Annotated in this window: 14 protein-coding genes; 11 read left to right on the top strand and 3 right to left on the bottom strand. The window is 48.0% G+C overall.

Going from position 1 to position 15883, the window contains the following annotated elements:
• The first annotated feature begins 544 nt into the window (after positions 1-544).
• From pqqA to BFC18_RS11165, 9 genes are all read left to right on the top strand, one after another.
• Positions 545-616, top strand: a complete 72-nt coding sequence (pqqA, locus tag BFC18_RS22040; RefSeq protein WP_083273040.1) for a pyrroloquinoline quinone precursor peptide PqqA — start codon at positions 545-547, stop codon at positions 614-616.
• A 166-nt stretch (positions 617-782) separates the two neighbouring features.
• Entirely contained in the window at positions 783-1706 is a 924-nt protein-coding gene (pqqB, locus tag BFC18_RS11200) for a pyrroloquinoline quinone biosynthesis protein PqqB (protein ID WP_070125638.1), read from the top strand.
• 15 nt (positions 1707-1721) lie between these two features.
• A complete protein-coding gene (gene pqqC / locus BFC18_RS11195; RefSeq protein WP_070125637.1) occupies positions 1722-2477 on the top strand; it encodes a pyrroloquinoline-quinone synthase PqqC in 756 nt (251 codons plus the stop codon).
• Positions 2474-2740, top strand: a complete 267-nt coding sequence (gene pqqD / locus BFC18_RS11190) for a pyrroloquinoline quinone biosynthesis peptide chaperone PqqD (protein ID WP_070125636.1) — start codon at positions 2474-2476, stop codon at positions 2738-2740. Before pqqC ends, pqqD begins: the two co-directional genes overlap by 4 nt.
• Positions 2733-3878 (top strand): pyrroloquinoline quinone biosynthesis protein PqqE, encoded by a 1146-nt coding sequence (gene pqqE / locus BFC18_RS11185; protein ID WP_070125635.1) that lies wholly within the window; start codon positions 2733-2735, stop codon positions 3876-3878. Before pqqD ends, pqqE begins: the two co-directional genes overlap by 8 nt.
• A gap of 3 nt (positions 3879-3881) precedes the next feature.
• The gene (locus tag BFC18_RS11180; protein ID WP_070125634.1) at positions 3882-5162 is read left to right on the top strand and encodes an insulinase family protein; all 1281 of its coding nucleotides are present in this window, start codon (positions 3882-3884) and stop codon (positions 5160-5162) included.
• A 164-nt stretch (positions 5163-5326) separates the two neighbouring features.
• On the top strand, positions 5327-7228 hold the full coding sequence (locus tag BFC18_RS11175) for a monovalent cation:proton antiporter-2 (CPA2) family protein (protein WP_070125633.1): 1902 nt from the start codon (positions 5327-5329) through the stop codon (positions 7226-7228).
• Positions 7229-7346: 118 nt separating this feature from the next.
• Entirely contained in the window at positions 7347-7919 is a 573-nt protein-coding gene (locus BFC18_RS11170) for a manganese efflux pump MntP (protein WP_070125729.1), read from the top strand.
• 35 nt (positions 7920-7954) lie between these two features.
• A complete protein-coding gene (locus BFC18_RS11165; protein WP_070125632.1) occupies positions 7955-8413 on the top strand; it encodes a GNAT family N-acetyltransferase in 459 nt (152 codons plus the stop codon).
• 38 nt (positions 8414-8451) lie between these two features.
• On the opposite strand, the gene BFC18_RS11160 is transcribed toward BFC18_RS11165, so the two are convergent.
• Together BFC18_RS11160 and BFC18_RS11155 are read right to left on the bottom strand one after the other, a co-directional pair.
• The gene (locus BFC18_RS11160; protein ID WP_070125631.1) at positions 8452-9468 is read right to left on the bottom strand and encodes a M48 family metallopeptidase; all 1017 of its coding nucleotides are present in this window, start codon (positions 9466-9468) and stop codon (positions 8452-8454) included.
• Between the two features lie 5 nt (positions 9469-9473).
• Entirely contained in the window at positions 9474-10745 is a 1272-nt protein-coding gene (locus BFC18_RS11155) for a YjgN family protein (protein WP_083273033.1), read from the bottom strand.
• 178 nt (positions 10746-10923) lie between these two features.
• Between BFC18_RS11155 and BFC18_RS11150 the strand changes: the two genes are divergently transcribed.
• Positions 10924-11418, top strand: a complete 495-nt coding sequence (locus tag BFC18_RS11150) for a DUF411 domain-containing protein (RefSeq protein ID WP_070125630.1) — start codon at positions 10924-10926, stop codon at positions 11416-11418.
• Positions 11419-11474: 56 nt separating this feature from the next.
• Here BFC18_RS11150 and BFC18_RS11145 read toward each other — a convergent pair whose 3' ends face one another.
• On the bottom strand, positions 11475-13097 hold the full coding sequence (locus tag BFC18_RS11145; protein ID WP_070125629.1) for a PAS domain-containing sensor histidine kinase: 1623 nt from the start codon (positions 13095-13097) through the stop codon (positions 11475-11477).
• Positions 13098-13428: 331 nt separating this feature from the next.
• On the opposite strand from BFC18_RS11145, the gene BFC18_RS11140 reads away from it, so the two are divergent.
• Entirely contained in the window at positions 13429-15708 is a 2280-nt protein-coding gene (locus BFC18_RS11140) for an InlB B-repeat-containing protein (protein ID WP_070125628.1), read from the top strand.
• Positions 15709-15883 lie beyond the last annotated feature (175 nt).

Here is a 15883-nt window from a genome sequence, read left to right as displayed (position 1 = left end):
ATTTTTCTAAAGTAACTATTCCTTTAAGAACTCGCTCTTACACTTACTAAAAAAAGACTGATAAGTCCGTCGCAGACTCTACTTTAGTCTACACCCACATTTTTGTTCTATTACAGGAAAGATTACAAGGTTAAGAATAGATCTAAATCAAAATAGTTCGATATCGTTATCGCACATTGTCATGTTAAGAAGTTATATAGTTTTAATTGACAGCTGGATGTGTTTTTCGCATGTCTAGGGCGGCAGAAATTGCGCTGGCAGAATTAAACCGCGCGACTATATTTAACGTAGCTAATTTTGTCTGTGAAGATTGTCTGGAAGCCGGACTCGGGTAGGCGAGCTTTAACCAGGTAGATATTCTTAGAAGGGTATAGCATTGTTGTCGGGCTAGCATGAGTTGCTAACTTGACGATCCGATGCCTCACTCCCAAAGAAGTAGAAAGTTCGTCAGAAGTCCTCCCAAAGTAGGATTTTTTTCCGAAATCCGCTTTCTTATAATGTGATTGAATGTTAAAACATCGTTAATAAACATAGGAGTCGCACCATGTGGACCAAGCCTCAATATACTGAAATGCGTTTAGGTTTTGAAGTTACTCTGTACATCAAAAACCGCTAATAGCCCATACGAGGCAGGCTGTCGTTAAGCCAGCACGCTTCTTCTATGGCACTACAATTAGGTAGTCTAACTGCCCGATTGGTATGAAAAGAGGTTGCCTTTGGCAGCCTTTTTTATTCCGGCTCTTCTGCTCATGCTTTCAGGCAACGACGTTGACAGGTGAACTATGCAAATTCTCGTTTTAGGTTCAGGCGCAGGTGGGGGTTTTCCTCAGTGGAACTGTCACTGCAAAAACTGTAAAGGGCTGCGCGAAGGCAGCATTAACGCCCAGGCCCGAACCCAATCCAGTATTGCCGTTTCGGCCAATGGTGAAGACTGGATACTCATTAACGCTTCGCCGGACTTACGCCAGCAAATTAATCAAACGCCACAATTATGGCCTACCGATCCCAACCAGCAGCGGGGCACTTCGATTCGTTCCATCGTACTCACCGACAGCCAGATAGACCATACCACCGGTTTGCTTACCCTACGTGAAGGCTTGCCCTTACCGGTCTACTGTACTGATGTAGTGTACGAGGATCTCACTGAAGCGTTCCCGCTGTTCCCTATGCTTAAACACTGGCACGGTGGCCTTCAGCGCCACGGCATTGATACCGAATATGATTCTGCATTCACACCGATAGGCGCAGATGGCCTGTCGTTCCGACCCGTTGTACTGGCGTCCAATGCACCACCCTATTCTTCATACCGCGACAACATTGTGCCGGGCAACAATATTGGCCTGCATATTAAAGATGAGCGCTCTGGTAAGTCAGTGTTTTATGCGCCAGGCTGCGTGCAAGCCAATCCACTGGTTGAAAATATGCTTGATCAGGCCGATTGCGTGCTGTTCGACGGTACCTTGTGGCTCGACGATGAAATGATCAAGAATGGATTTAGTAATCGCTTGGGTACACAAATGGGACACATGCCGGTGAACGGCGATGATGGCGCGGTAGCCTTGCTTAATCGCTTCGATATTTCCCGCAAGGTGCTTATCCATATAAACAATACCAACCCGGTGTTAAATGAAGACTCCGATGCCCATCAGTATCTTGAAGACAATAAAATAGAGCTCGCCTACGACGGCATGCATATTACGCTTTAAATCCGAGGATTTTTTATGTCAGACAAGCCATGGTCTAAACAAGAATTCGAACAAAAACTTCGCGCAAAAGGCGAGTATTACCATATCTATCACCCGTTCCACATTGCCATGAATAAAGGTGAATGCAGCAAAGAGCAAATCCAGGGGTGGGTCGCGAACCGTTTTTATTATCAGGTCTGTATTCCCGTAAAAGATGCCGCGGTACTGGCAAATTGCCCAGACATGGCTACCCGCCGCAAGTGGATCCAACGTATTCTTGACCACGACGGAGAAGAAGGCGATCCGCGTATGGGCGGTATCGAAGCCTGGTTAAGACTGGGCGAAGCCGTGGGTCTCGACCGCAACGATATGCTGGAAGAAAAGTTTCTGCTGCCCGGCGTGAAATTTGCGGTAGGTGCATATGTGAATTTCGCCCGCCGTGCATCTTGGGAAGAAGCCGCCTGTTCATCGCTAACAGAAATGTTTGCGCCTGAAATTCACCAAAGCCGCCTTGATACCTGGCCAGGGCATTACCCGTGGATCGATGAAGCGGGTTTTAGTTATTTCCAGATGCGTCTGAGTCAGGCTCGTCGCGATGTAGAGCACGGTCTGCAAATTACACTTGACCATTTTGTGACCCGCGCCCAACAGGAAAAAGCCTTGAACATTCTGCAATTTAAGCTGGATGTCTTGTGGTCGATGGCTGATGCTATCAGTCTGGCCTACGAATTTGATCGTAAGCCTTTCACCGGCATTGCCGATCAGTCAATCTGTCACAAGGGGCTGTTATGAGCCAGGTACCTAAACGCAACCGACTTTACAAATTACAATTTGAAAAAGCACAGGACAGCTATGTTCTGCTTTATCCGGAAGGCATGGTGAAGCTAAATCCCAGTGCCGCAGAAATTCTGTTGCAGGTAGATGGTGAACAGTCTGTGGACGACATCATTATTGCCCTGAAAACCAAATTCCCGGAAGCGCCAGATGACATCGGCGATGATATTACCGCGTTCCTGAGTGATGCCGAAAGCAAAGACTGGATTCACTATGTCTGAGATTAACAACGGTCAAAGCGAAACACGGGTTATCGAAGCGGGTCCGCCACTCTGGCTTTTAGCAGAAATTACCTACGCTTGCCCGCTGCACTGCGCCTATTGTTCTAACCCTTTGAATCTCACCGACAAGAAAGACGAGATCGGCACGGAAGAATGGCTTCGCGTATTATCAGAAGCCCGAGACATGGGAGCAGTACAACTGGGGTTCTCCGGCGGTGAGCCTTTACTGCGCAAAGATTTAGAACAAATGGTCGCCCATGCCAGTGAGTTAGGCTTCTATACCAACCTGATCACCTCCGGCATTGGCATGACCGAAAAACGTATCGCGGCGTTAAAAGACGCCGGCCTTGATCACATTCAGCTAAGTTTTCAGGCTGCCAATGCAGAAGCCAACGATTTGATCGGTAATCGTCGTCATTCCTTCGCGCAGAAGCTGGAAGTTGCCAAGCTGATTAAGCAATACGAATACCCGATGGTGCTGAATTTCTGTTTAACGGCGCAAAACATCGATCAGATTGATGATGTGTTGGCCCTTGCCACCGAGTTAGACGCCGATTTTGTTGAACTGGCCACCGTGCAGTATTACGGCTGGGCTTACGTAAACCGTGATCAATTGCTACCGTCGAAAGCCACCCTTGAAGCAGCGGAAGCCAAGGTCAATGCCTTCCGCGACAAGCAGAATGGTAAGGGACCTAAGTTTATTTTTGTTTCACCGGATTATTACGAAGATCGTCCAAAAGCCTGTATGAATGGCTGGGGCTCTACGTTTCTCACCGTTACGCCAGATGGGTCAGCCCTTCCCTGTCATAGCGCGAAAATTTTGCCTATGACGTTCCCGAACGTGAAAGACAAATCGCTGCAGGACATTTGGTATCAGGATTTCTCATTCAATAAATTTCGCGGTTACGACTGGATGCCATCGCCTTGTCGTGATTGCGATGAAAAAGAGAAAGACTTTGGTGGCTGTCGCTGCCAGGCTTACATGCTAACCGGCGACATGTATCAGGCCGATCCGGTGTGCAGTAAGTCACCGCATCACCACACCATAGAAGCGGCCATTGAAAGCGCAGCAAAACAACATGATAAAAGCGTGATTCTGCGGGACCCAAAAAATAAGATAGATATCGTGACGGTATAATCAATGACCCAAGAAGCCCGGACGTCAGCAAACACCAGGATCCTGCTATGCCACACTGACTCGCCGGAGTTCAGTGCGGTATTTGCCGTTGCCACACCTATTCCTGATGCCTCGGGCATTGCCCACGTGGTCGAGCATCTGGTGTTTCGTTCATCTACCCGCTACCCAGAAGCACATAACCTGTTTGCCGCGTTAGCCCTGCTTCCGGTAAAAATCAACGCCACCACGCTGGCTGGCATTACCTACTATTTTGTAGAAACCGAACATGAGCGCTTGTTTTACCAGGCATTGGAATTTGTATACGCCGGGCTCATTCACTGCACCTATCGCAGCGATGACATAAAGCGAGAGAAAGACGGCGTTATCTTTCAGGAATTAACATTTCGTGAGCGCCAGCCTGGCTATGAGGCACATATTACTGATTTAATGGCAGAAGGCAGACACACGGAAGCCGTGGCCGGTGGCTTTAGCGGTGGACTCGCACAACTCAACGAGTCGGCGATAAATACATATAAAGCGACCTGCTACTCCCCGCAAAACATCACCCTTCTGATGAATAACGGTGATATTCATAACGTTACCACGCTACTTGATATTGCCGCCGCACAGGAAAGCATTCGGCCATACACTAATTACAAAACCGGGGATGGTAACTTCGGGGATAATAATTGCGCGAGTGAAAGCGCCGGGCAAAAGCAGCGCCCAACAAACACCAATGACAGCAACACCACATCCAAAGTACAACCCCGCCCTGAACAAAGCAAAATGCTCTCTGAAGGTATTGCTGCGCTTATTGAATATTTCATTAATGAAGGAATGCAGACAGATTCTGCGGACAGCTCAAACTATGAAAACACAGTAATCAGTGTGCCATTTGAATATCTCAATAGCAGCAGAGTCGCCTTGTTCCCACCAATCATGACGAACAACCAGGCTTCGTTTGTGCGTGAAGCCAAAAGCAGCGGACAGTTTCCCTTCAATACGTTACCCTCGTTACCCAAGTACGTGCTAAATAACTGGGAGAGATTTCACCCTTTTCTTCAGGTAAAAAATGCGCACAACGACTGGTACTACGCGTTTCCAATGGCCGACAAAATTCTCCCCCGCTTAGAAGCACTGCTGATGCGAGAGAAATTTTGGTCACCTCGCATTAGTGGAGATTGTTATGCGCAGGGCATTGGGCTGCACGAACAAAATGTGGTGGTATACGCAATCAATGATGCGGCCGCCGCGAACAGAAAAGCCTTTTGTGAACAGTTGCGTGCACAACTTTTTGATGTTTGAATTTTCACCTGTTTTTTTGCATCGACAAACGTGAAACCATTGCCAGGTCAACCACCTGCAGACATAATGCGCTTCAAAGCAGGCGCTTCCTAACAGCGCTCTGTCTGCGCCAAATTGCTACCGCAACGATTCATATAACCACTTTTTAAAGGACGATTGCTTCAATGACCAGCTATTTCCTGCAGGCATTTATTTACCTTGTTGCTGCTGTAATTACTGTACCCATAGCGCGTCGCCTGGGTCTCGGTTCTGTGCTGGGCTACCTGGTTGCAGGCGTGGTTATTGGTCCGGTTTTACATTTAGTCGGCGATGAAACAGAAGCTATTCAACATTTTGCTGAATTTGGCGTGGTAATGATGCTGTTTTTAGTGGGGCTTGAACTGGAGCCAAAGTCATTATGGGCAATGAAAGCAAAATTGTTTGGTCTTGGCGGTATTCAACTTCTACTTACTACCATTGCCATTACCTTTATCGCGCTTGAGCTAGGGCAGCCTTTCTCGGTATCGCTCACTATTGGACTCATTTTCTCACTTTCATCAACGGCCATCGTACTACAAAGCTTTCAGGAAAAAGGGCTTGAACAAACGGAAGGCGGTAAAAACGCCTTTTCAGTATTGTTGTTCCAGGATATTGCCGTTATTCCTATGTTAGCGTTAATTCCGCTATTGGCGCTCCCCGAACTTATGGCTGCGGGAAATACGGCCGATGCCTCTGCACACAATTACAGTTTGGTAGATGGTTTGCCGGCCTGGCTCTATGCCATTGTGATCATGGGCTCAGTCGCCGTGGTAACCGTTGGCGGTCACTTTCTCAGCCGTCCGTTATTTAAGTATGTGGCATCGTCAGGATTGCGGGAAATTTTTACGGCGACATCCCTCATGCTAATGGTGGGTATTGCGGCACTGATGAGCCTGGTTGGACTATCGCCGGCGCTAGGCGCTTTTCTGGCTGGGGTAATGCTGGCAAACAGTGAATTTCGTCATGAATTAAAGTCGAACATTGAACCATTTAAAGGTTTACTGTTGGGGCTCTTTTTCATCACCGTGGGCGCGGGTATCGATATGCAACTGCTCACGGAAAAGCCAATGATCATTCTGGCACTGACAGTGGGCGTTATGCTGATTAAAGCTGTCATTTTGTCTATTGTTACTTTGTTATTTCGTATTCAGGGGCAGAACCGCTGGCTTTTCTCACTTAGCCTCGCGCAAGCCGGTGAGTTCGGTTTTGTGCTACTGAACTTTTCGTCGCAAAATTCCGTGTTGCCTCCTGAGCTCGTTGAGATCTTGTCCCTCGTCGTCGCTTTTTCCATGTTCCTCACTCCGGCGTTGTTCATTCTATTCAGTCATGTGATTCTCCCTGCCTATACCAATAAAAGTAATCGACGTCAGCCCGATAGCATTGATGACTACGGCACGGTCATCATTGCTGGGATTGGCCGCTTCGGTCAAATTGTTAACCGGTTGCTGCTGGCCAACAACATTAAAACCGTGGTGCTGGATGTACGTGCTGAGCAAATAGACAACATGCGTCGCATTGGTACTCAAGCTTATTTTGGCGACGCTGCCCGACCAAGCATGCTGCACACCGCTGGCATAGACAAAGCTTCCATGCTGGTTATTGCCATTAATGATAAAGAAGCTGCCATTGAAATAGTGAAGTACGTTAAACACGCATTTCCCCGGGTGAAAGTGCTTTCACGGGCATTTGACCGTGGACATGGGTATCGTTTACGCCAGTCTGGAGCAAACTTCATTGTATCTGAAACTTACCACTCAGCCCTCGCCATGGGTGCCGAAGCATTACGCTCGTTAGGCATTCACGCCGTGCAAGCAGAAAGGCAGGTTGCAGCCTATAAACATATCGAAGACAAGCAAAGTGATACGCTATACGAAGCTTGGCTAGACGATGCCAGCGGCGAGCGCATCGACAACAACTACATCAAGCTGTTTATTCAACTGGAAGAGTTAATTCAGCAAGCCCTAAAAGAAGCTGAACAAGAAGCGAATTCCGTGTTGCATGCCAAAGAGCAAGATCCGCAGGCTCGCGTCATGGACAAAGAACAGTAGTCAGGCCGTATTGCTAGCGTTTGTCACGACGGCCAAATTGTTGTTTTGGTCGAATCTTTGGTGACAATACGCCTTGTAGCAAATACTATCACCGGCCTTCTACAAAATGGATAGTTCTGTGTCGCTGATAAACCTCATTCTCATAGCCTTCGCCATGTCTACCGACGCCTTTGCTGCTGCTATTGGTAAAGGTAGTCGATTATCGGCACCTCGGCTTTTCAACGCGCTGAAACTGGGCCTTTTGTTCGGCGTAATCGAAGGCGTTACCCCGGTTATTGGGTGGGCCATCGGTTCGGCTGGACAAAGTTACATTGAGCAAATCGATCATTGGGTCGCATTCGGACTGTTATTTATGCTGGGTGCACATATGATTTACGCTTCACTTAACGGAGATGATGATGAGAGTGAAGATACTGGTCCGGTTAAATCTTCCGTTTTAGGCACCGCGCTTACCGCAGTTGGAACCAGCATCGATGCTATGGCCGTTGGTGTAAGCTTCGCGTTTCTCGACGTAAATATCGCCGTTGCAGCCTTACTCATTGGGTTGGCAACCTTCATCATGGTGACCATAGGTGCTCTTCTTGGTCAGCGTCTTGGCAATCTTGTCGGTGAACGAGCTGAAGCCATTGGTGGTGTCGTGCTCATCACTGTTGGTAGTTTTATTCTGTACTCTCATTTGTCAGCGGCATAGTCTGTAGTAAGAAATCACCAACAAGGATTGCAATCGTGGAGATAAGCCAGGAAAAGGTAGTAAGTCGCGATATCATTGCCCTACTCGAAGAGCACCTTGCAGATATGCACGCCACTTCACCACCGGAAAGCGTACATGCACTTGATGTAAATGCGTTGCAGGCAAAGGATATCTGTTTTTTCACCGCTCGGGAAAATGGCGTGTTGCTCGGATGTGTGGCGGTAAAGCAACTGTCAGCTAGCGACGCCGAACTCAAATCTATGCGTACAAGTCATGCAGCAAGGAATCGCGGTGTGGGTGCGGCACTGCTAAACGCCGCGCTAGCGTTTTGCAAACAACAAAAATACTCGTCATTAAGCCTGGAAACTGGCACACAGGATTACTTCAGCGCTGCCCACCGGCTCTATCATCGTCATGGATTCAGCGACTGCGGGCCCTTCGGGAATTACCATGACGATCCTCACAGTCGTTTTATGACTATTGCCATAGCCTGAACTTGCAAAAAAGCCGCTAGTGATAGATAGGGGCGTTTTTATTCCTGCTCAGCAAATGCTTCTGCTTTTCTGATCCGCGATTGAATGGCCGGATGACTGGAAAACCAGTTATCCATGGTTTCGCTGGCGGAGGGGCGCAATTCACTTATCTTTTTCATCGCATCAGCAAACGCCATAGGATCTTTACCGGCGTTACGTAACTGACGTAAAGCAAATTCATCAGCGTCTGCTTCGTGGGCTTGCGTAAATTTGTTATTTACCACCGTGGAACCAATGCCGAAAAACGCCTCCAGCGATCCGCTAATATCACCAAAGAAATAGCTCACGGCCAGTGTGGCAAACAACGATTCTGCAACCAGTTGCATCGAATGATTGTTTTCTACATGACCGACTTCATGAAGAAAAATAGCATTTAATAACGCTTGGTCACCATCGACCAGCGCTATCATTTCATCAGTAAAAATTATCGTCCCATCAGGTAACGCAAAGGCGTTAGGGCCAATTTGCGGCGCATGGCGAAACTGAACACTAAAAACCTTGTGATTCGTACTGATGCTATCTTTCACATCGTAGAACCCTGTACGTATTTTTTCCTGCTCAGTCAAATCCAACTCTGACGGATTAAGCAAAGTCGCATCTAAAGCGGATAAGGATTGCTGCGAGGCAATGACTTTGGCCTTGTCTGGCACCAGGTTAGCGAAGTGCACCGCAGCCCAGGGCATTAACCAGCCAAACACAAAGTAAAGTAACGCTGGCACCAGCACCACACTGCCGAAAATCCACCGCCGGTTCGTTTCTAATTTAGCTACCCCACCTTGTTCACCGTCCAGCCAATGATTTAATAACTCAGATTGATCACAGACAAGCTGCTCCCGTGTGGGTAAGCGAATTTCCCTGGGTAATCGCCCCAATTTAGGCGCGGTATTCAGAGAGTCGAGGGTGAACACCCGGGCTTCACCGACATTATCGGTAATCACCATGTTTTGGGCTTCAAGCTTAACCGAGACGGTTGAAGACTCTGCACTTTGTTCAGAATAGAGATGACCAGTGATCACGTTGTCTACCCAAGTGCTATATCGACATCGAACAGATTTGCCGCTTCTTCCCCAACCGCTTCAGCACTGTTGCCACTCGCCGCCATTACCATATCAGGTTCGGCCAACACATCGACATTTGATACGTTAGCGTATAATTGCGCTTTGCGGATTTTGGCCCAGGGAATAGCAAACCCTAGGCTAAAAATAATGGCCAGGGTATTAGTGACTCTAAGCTTGATCAGTTCCCACATTGCTAACGACGATTTAAAACCTGCTACGCCATCAAGTTCAGTGGCGCTAAATATATGATTACGGATCCGAGATGTATAAAAACTGCCGGCAATGATAAAGGTAAGAAAGTACAACGCTACGATGCCGAAGCCCAGCACGTTAGTCACACTTTCAGTATCTGAAGCAGTCATCACACTGGTAACACCGATAACGATACCGCCAACCATCATGATAGCCATGCCAATTGCAGCAGCGGCGATACCCGTTCCGAAGTATTCACCGGTGTTGAGACGCGGCTTAAACTGGCGGTCGCCATACCAGGACCCCTCCAGCAAATATTCATCCATCTTTTTCAAGTTGATAGGAAGGAGCAGGTACAGAGTGCACAAACTGATAATAGGCCAGACTAAAAAGACCATATAGGCCCGACCGATTCGACCTCGAAAACTAAAGCGCACATTGCGGTAGGCCGTCATATGTAACCGGAAACGATAGCTAAGCACAATCAGTACGGGGGCAAGCAAAGCCAATAGGCCCGCCACGATTAGACCGGCGGCTGGGCTAATATAGCCGGCAAGAAAATAGCTGGCGAACAGCACCACGGCAATAATTCTGCCTTTTAATATTTGCAGCGGTTCTGCCAGGTAAGAGAAACGATGACCGTCTATTTCTGTGTTGCCGTAAAAGTAGCGGTTAGTCCGCACCTTCGCCCAGGCAGAATAGATCCCCAGGGTAACAATGGTCAGCAGTAAGTTAACTATCCAGATTGAAAAAAACTCCGACGTGATACCGAGAAATTTAACGGGGACCGTTCGCAACACGGGTTTGGCGGGTCGAGTTACACCGGCTGCTGTAACCACGTCGGTTTCAGGCGTTGATGCTGCAAGTGGTTCTTCTGCGGCCTGCGGCGCGGCACTTTCCCTTGCTGAAATAACTTGTTCAAGTTGTTCTATTTGCTGTTGCTGGGTTGTCGAAGGCGTGTTGGCTTGTTCAGAAACAAGTTGATGATGTAATTCTTTGATTTCGGCCAGCGTATAGCCGGAATAGTCGCTAGGCTTATCCATAGTTTTATTCTCTACTGCTTATTCATTCCATTGAGCGGGCTACCCCGCCCCCTAACATTACGCTTAACCGGTAAAACCGACAAGTTTTTTCCCTGTTCGGCAGCCTGGGTTGAGGTATAGTGAACGTATTATACCAGCTCATGGTTACTGCTGGCTGACGCTACTTAAGGAATAATCAATGAAACAATCCATTGCTACAACACTGTCATCATTCATGCTTCTTGCACTCCCCGCTTTTATGGCTGTAGCAACCGGTGAGGATAACGCTTCAGTACAAGCCACTACCATGGAAGTGCATAAAAGCCCGACATGCGGTTGCTGCAAAAACTGGATTGCTCATATGCAGGAAGCGGGCTTTGCCGTTTCTCCTGTGGATCATGCCAACCTGTTCTCATTGAAGATGGAAGCGGGCGTACGCGAGCAATACCAGTCTTGTCACACCGGCACTATCGATGGCTACGTATTTGAGGGCCATGTACCGGCCAAGTTTGTTCAGCAATTTCTGCAATCACCGGCAGCAGACGCCATCGGCCTTTCTGTGCCAGCAATGCCTGTGGGTACACCTGGAATGGAAATGGGCGGCCGCTTTAGCCCCTATGATATCCTGCTTCTCAAAAAGGATGGAAGCGCAGAGGTGTACGCCAGTATTGCCAGTTACGATGAGCAATTTTGAAATAAAAAAACGATACCCGTATATTCGATGGTGCTGTCGTCAGGCGTGAAACAGCACTAATCGAGGCGCGCTTTCACTTTGAATTTGATGATAAATTCAACGCCTTTGTTTTCCTCGCTGTTACAGGTAATCGAGCCACCAAGGGCATTGGTAATAATATTATAAGTAATATTCAGCCCGAGCCCGGTGCCGCCATGACTGCGGTTCGTTGTAAAAAACGGGTCAAAAATCCGGCTTAAGTTTTCTTTATTGATTCCCCTGCCATCGTCGCGATATTGCATCATGAACATATTATTTTCGTGTTCACTAATCCCAATGTAGATATTGCCGGAGTCGCGATCTTTAAAACCATGATTGACGGAGTTCATAATAAGATTAGTGACCACTTGGGAAAGCAGGCCTGGGTTGGTCACCACATTGATATCGTTGCGACACTCCGTTGCAACAACCACTTTCGCTTTGCGTAACACAGAACTTAAACTGTAGAAGATTTCATCGAGATACTGATTAAGATTTACCTCCCGGTCTTCTTCACTGGTCTGATCCACCGCCACCTGCTTAAAGCTGCGCACTAACTGCGCTGTTCTATCAATGTTTTTCTTAATCATGCCAGCCAGTTCACTGGCGCTATTAAGATAATCCTCGAAGTCATTTTCCGTTAGATTTCCCTGTTCGTATCGGGTTTGGATATCGCGACATTCTTCCATTAATTGGGTAATACCGGTGAGTCCTATGCCCACCGGCGTATTAATCTCATGAGCAACACCCGCCACCAGCGAGCCCAAGCTGGCCATTTTCTCTGACTCGACCAATTTACTCTGTGCCAGCTTCAGACTTTCAATGGTTTCAGACAAGCTGCGGTTAGTCTCCTTTAGCGCTTCGTTCCTGCTTATTATTTTTTCTTGCAGCGCTTTCTTTTCTGAAATATCACGGGTAATAGCATAGATGGCGGGGCCACCATTTAGCTTTATCTCTATCACAATAATTTCAGTCCAGAACAGCGAACCATCAGCCCGTTGATGCTGCCACTCCAGCATCTTGTTTCCATAGCCAGCTACCTGTTTTGCATTGTCAGCCACCACATCTACAGAGCGACGACCGTCCGCTTGATACTCTGGTGATAGATCCATTGGCGTGAGGCCGAGGATTTCCTCTTTGCTGGAATAGCCGAACATATCTAACAGGGCTTTATTGCAATCGATGAACTTGTGATCAATGAGCAGGCTCAGCCCATCTTGAGATTCATTAAATAAGGTCTCAAAGGTATTTTTCTGCTCTTTGAGCGCCAGCTCAATGGCTTTACTTTCAGAGATATCACGCCAGCTCGCATAAATGACCTCCTCACCGTCCATAGTCATTTTGGTGAGAATAATTTCTACCCAAAGTGCATCGCCATTAAAACGTTTGATGATCCATTCAAAACGCACGCTGCCTTCCTGATGGCAACGGGCCACCAAGGCGAGCCCTTTAGTTACCGATAGGGTGCCGTCGTGTTGTCGCGCTGGGGAAAAGTCGAATGGGGTTTTACCAATAAAATCATCTCTATTGTCAACGCCGACCAGCGTTAGCATAGACGCATTACAGTCGATAAACACTTCATCTTTAAAAATTGCCAGACCATCTTTCGAATTTCTGAAAACAGCTTCGAATCCGTTCTCACAATTGTTTACATCATTCATCAAGGCAAACCTGCAAAAAGTCAGTGGCGGCATCAAAAAGACGCCCCTTAACAGCAAAAAATAGATCGTACTTAGCGGCTAAGATTCTTGTTTAAAATTAGCAAAGACCAGCGAGTTTGCCACCTTCCACAATGGGTTATTCTTCTAATCGATTGGACTGGGCGGCATTTCCTAACATTGAACGCTGTTTAGCAGTAAAGAATTATCTAATACGTTAGGTTTTTATATCTTTTTAGCAAAACGTAAAAATAGTTTAAAAAGTGCATGAACCTTAATGTAAAGCGGGCGTAGAGAATGTAACCCTCTTGGCCTGCTTTTTTAAGGATGATGCATGAAAAGGTCTTTCTCCCTTATTGCACTTAGTTTATCGATTACTGCCTGTGGTGGCGGTGGTGGTTCTGACAGCACCCCGACAACACCGGTAACACCTACACCCACGCCGACAACCTATACGGTTACCGTTACCACCAGCGATGGCGGTTCATCTTCAGTCACCAGTGAAGCGGTGAACGAGAACAGCACGCTGGCAATCACACTTACGCCAGACTCGGGCTATGAACTCACCCTTGCTGAAGGCTGTGACGGCACACTGAACGGAACCACTTACACCACAGGGGCAATTACTGCTGCCTGTACGGTTTCAGCCACATTTTCTGAAATCGACACCACGGTAAATGTTACCAGCGCTGCACTAAGCGGCGGTGTGCTGTACCCCAGTTCTGTGACGACGCAGCAAGGTGAGCGTGTATCGATGACACTGGTACCCGATGTAACTAACATGATAGATGCGGTAAGCGGCTGTAACGGGTCATTGAAAGGTAACGTGTATAGCTTTACCGCCAGCGAAAGTTGTGAGGTTAGCGCAACCTTTACTCCCCAGTCTGATACTACAACCCGTAGCAACACTGGCGGTCAGAAAACGCTGGTATTGCCAGTGTCATTCGCAGGGCGCGATAGCCTTGAAGACTTTGGCACAGATGATCTGACAGCCCTGTTCATTACTGATGAAGATGCAATTAATCAGTATGTGGTGAATGCGTCGGAAGGCGCTGCGTGGTTAGAGCCTCACGTGATGTCGAACTACACCCTTACTGCCACCGACACTACCAGCAGTGGCGAAACGTATGGCTTTTCCTTTATTGGTAACGAGGTAATGTTAGGCGATGCGCAGTTGCAGGAAATTTACGCCTGGATTGCTGAAAACGTGGCCGACTACACCAGCTACGACCGCCTTATTACTGTTATTAACGACAGTCCGAATACGCCTTATGTCTGTTATGCTTCGCTTAACCACAGCAATGCCCTGGAAAGCTGGGACCATTACGCAGCGTACACGGCAAGTGAATGTGTTAGCAAAGCCACGCTTTTGCATAACTTAGGTCATACCTTTGGCATGCGTCACGCGAATGCCAGTCGTTGTGAAACTCTGCCAGCCGCAAGTTTTGCCTACCGCAGTACAGAGGACTGCGCAGAAGATGGCGATGAAAGCCCCTTCCCCATGGGTGACATCGACGATCATGAAGCTGCATTTACTGCCCCCATGCGTAATTTAGCCGGTTGGCTTACCACCGATAACGTAATGATTGCCACAGCAGCAAGCGACGTGGATTTAGCGCAATCATCGTCACCCGCAGGTGGCGTGCAACTCTTGCGCGTACCCTATGCCCGAGACACCAATGGTGATGCGGTTTACATAAATTTTGAAGTGAAAGCCCCCATTGGTCCTGACGCTTCACTGTTTGAGGAAATCGACTCAGACGCTGCATATCAACTGCTGGTTTCTATTCCTCAAACCCGATATACCACCGGCACCAATAGCCCGTTAGATGCGCTTTACCTTATGCCGGAAGATGAAACGACATTAGGCATTACAGAAGATTACGTTGATACCTATCGCGGTATTACAGTGAATGTGAACGGCACCCAGGGCACCGGTGAAGCACTGACTGTCAGTTTGTCGGTAACACCACCCGCACTCATTCCCCAACCGGCATTATCTACCCTACCCGGGGCGGCTGCGAATGAAACCGTTACCGTTACGCTCACCAATGAATCTGACAGCACGGTTAGCGGACTTAGCGAAACCCTGGACGGATTAAATGCGGCCTATTTCACTATTCAGTCGTCTACCTGTGCTGGCGCAACATTGGCACCAGATGCAAGCTGCAACGTTGTGGTTGCCCGAACGTCGAACAATCCAGCATTGGCGGCAGTACGCTTTAGTTCAGATAGCGGCGCCGTGCAGCAAGCAGAAGTTGAAGCCATTGCGATAAATCAAACCTACGACAGTGCAGCCACACTGGAATGGATGATACTGAGTGACTACCCGCGAATGTCACTGTTTGAAGCTGTCGCCTTCTGCGAACGTCGGGAAGATGGCGGCAATACGGATTGGCGCGTGCCGATGCAGGAAGAACTCAACGCAGCTTTCGTGGAAAGTGCGACGCCACCTCTGGATTTAGGCTCTGCTACCTATGACCGCTATTTCTGGTCGGTGTCTATTGCAGCGGATCTTTCGATGAATACGTTAGCAGTTACGTCTGAAGGAAACAGTATGGCAGATTCACCGCGCAGCTCTATTCGTCACGTGGTGTGTACCCGCACACTCTAATCTGTTGGGAATATAGATAGCAAGAACAGGCGTGCAGTAAAAGCTGCACGCCTTTTTTATAGCCGGTATAGCTGACACACCATAATATCGAGCTATAAACTCACACCAACTGGTTTGTCCAGTTGACCTATTCCAAGCAAGCTGGCATGCTTAACTAACAATTCATTAACTTGAT

Source organism: Alteromonas confluentis, from assembly GCF_001757105.1.
In the GTDB taxonomy this organism is placed as follows: Bacteria; Pseudomonadota; Gammaproteobacteria; order Enterobacterales; family Alteromonadaceae; genus Alteromonas; species Alteromonas confluentis.
Note: the sequence above shows the minus strand (reverse complement) of the source record. Positions and strands in the feature narration are given on the sequence as shown.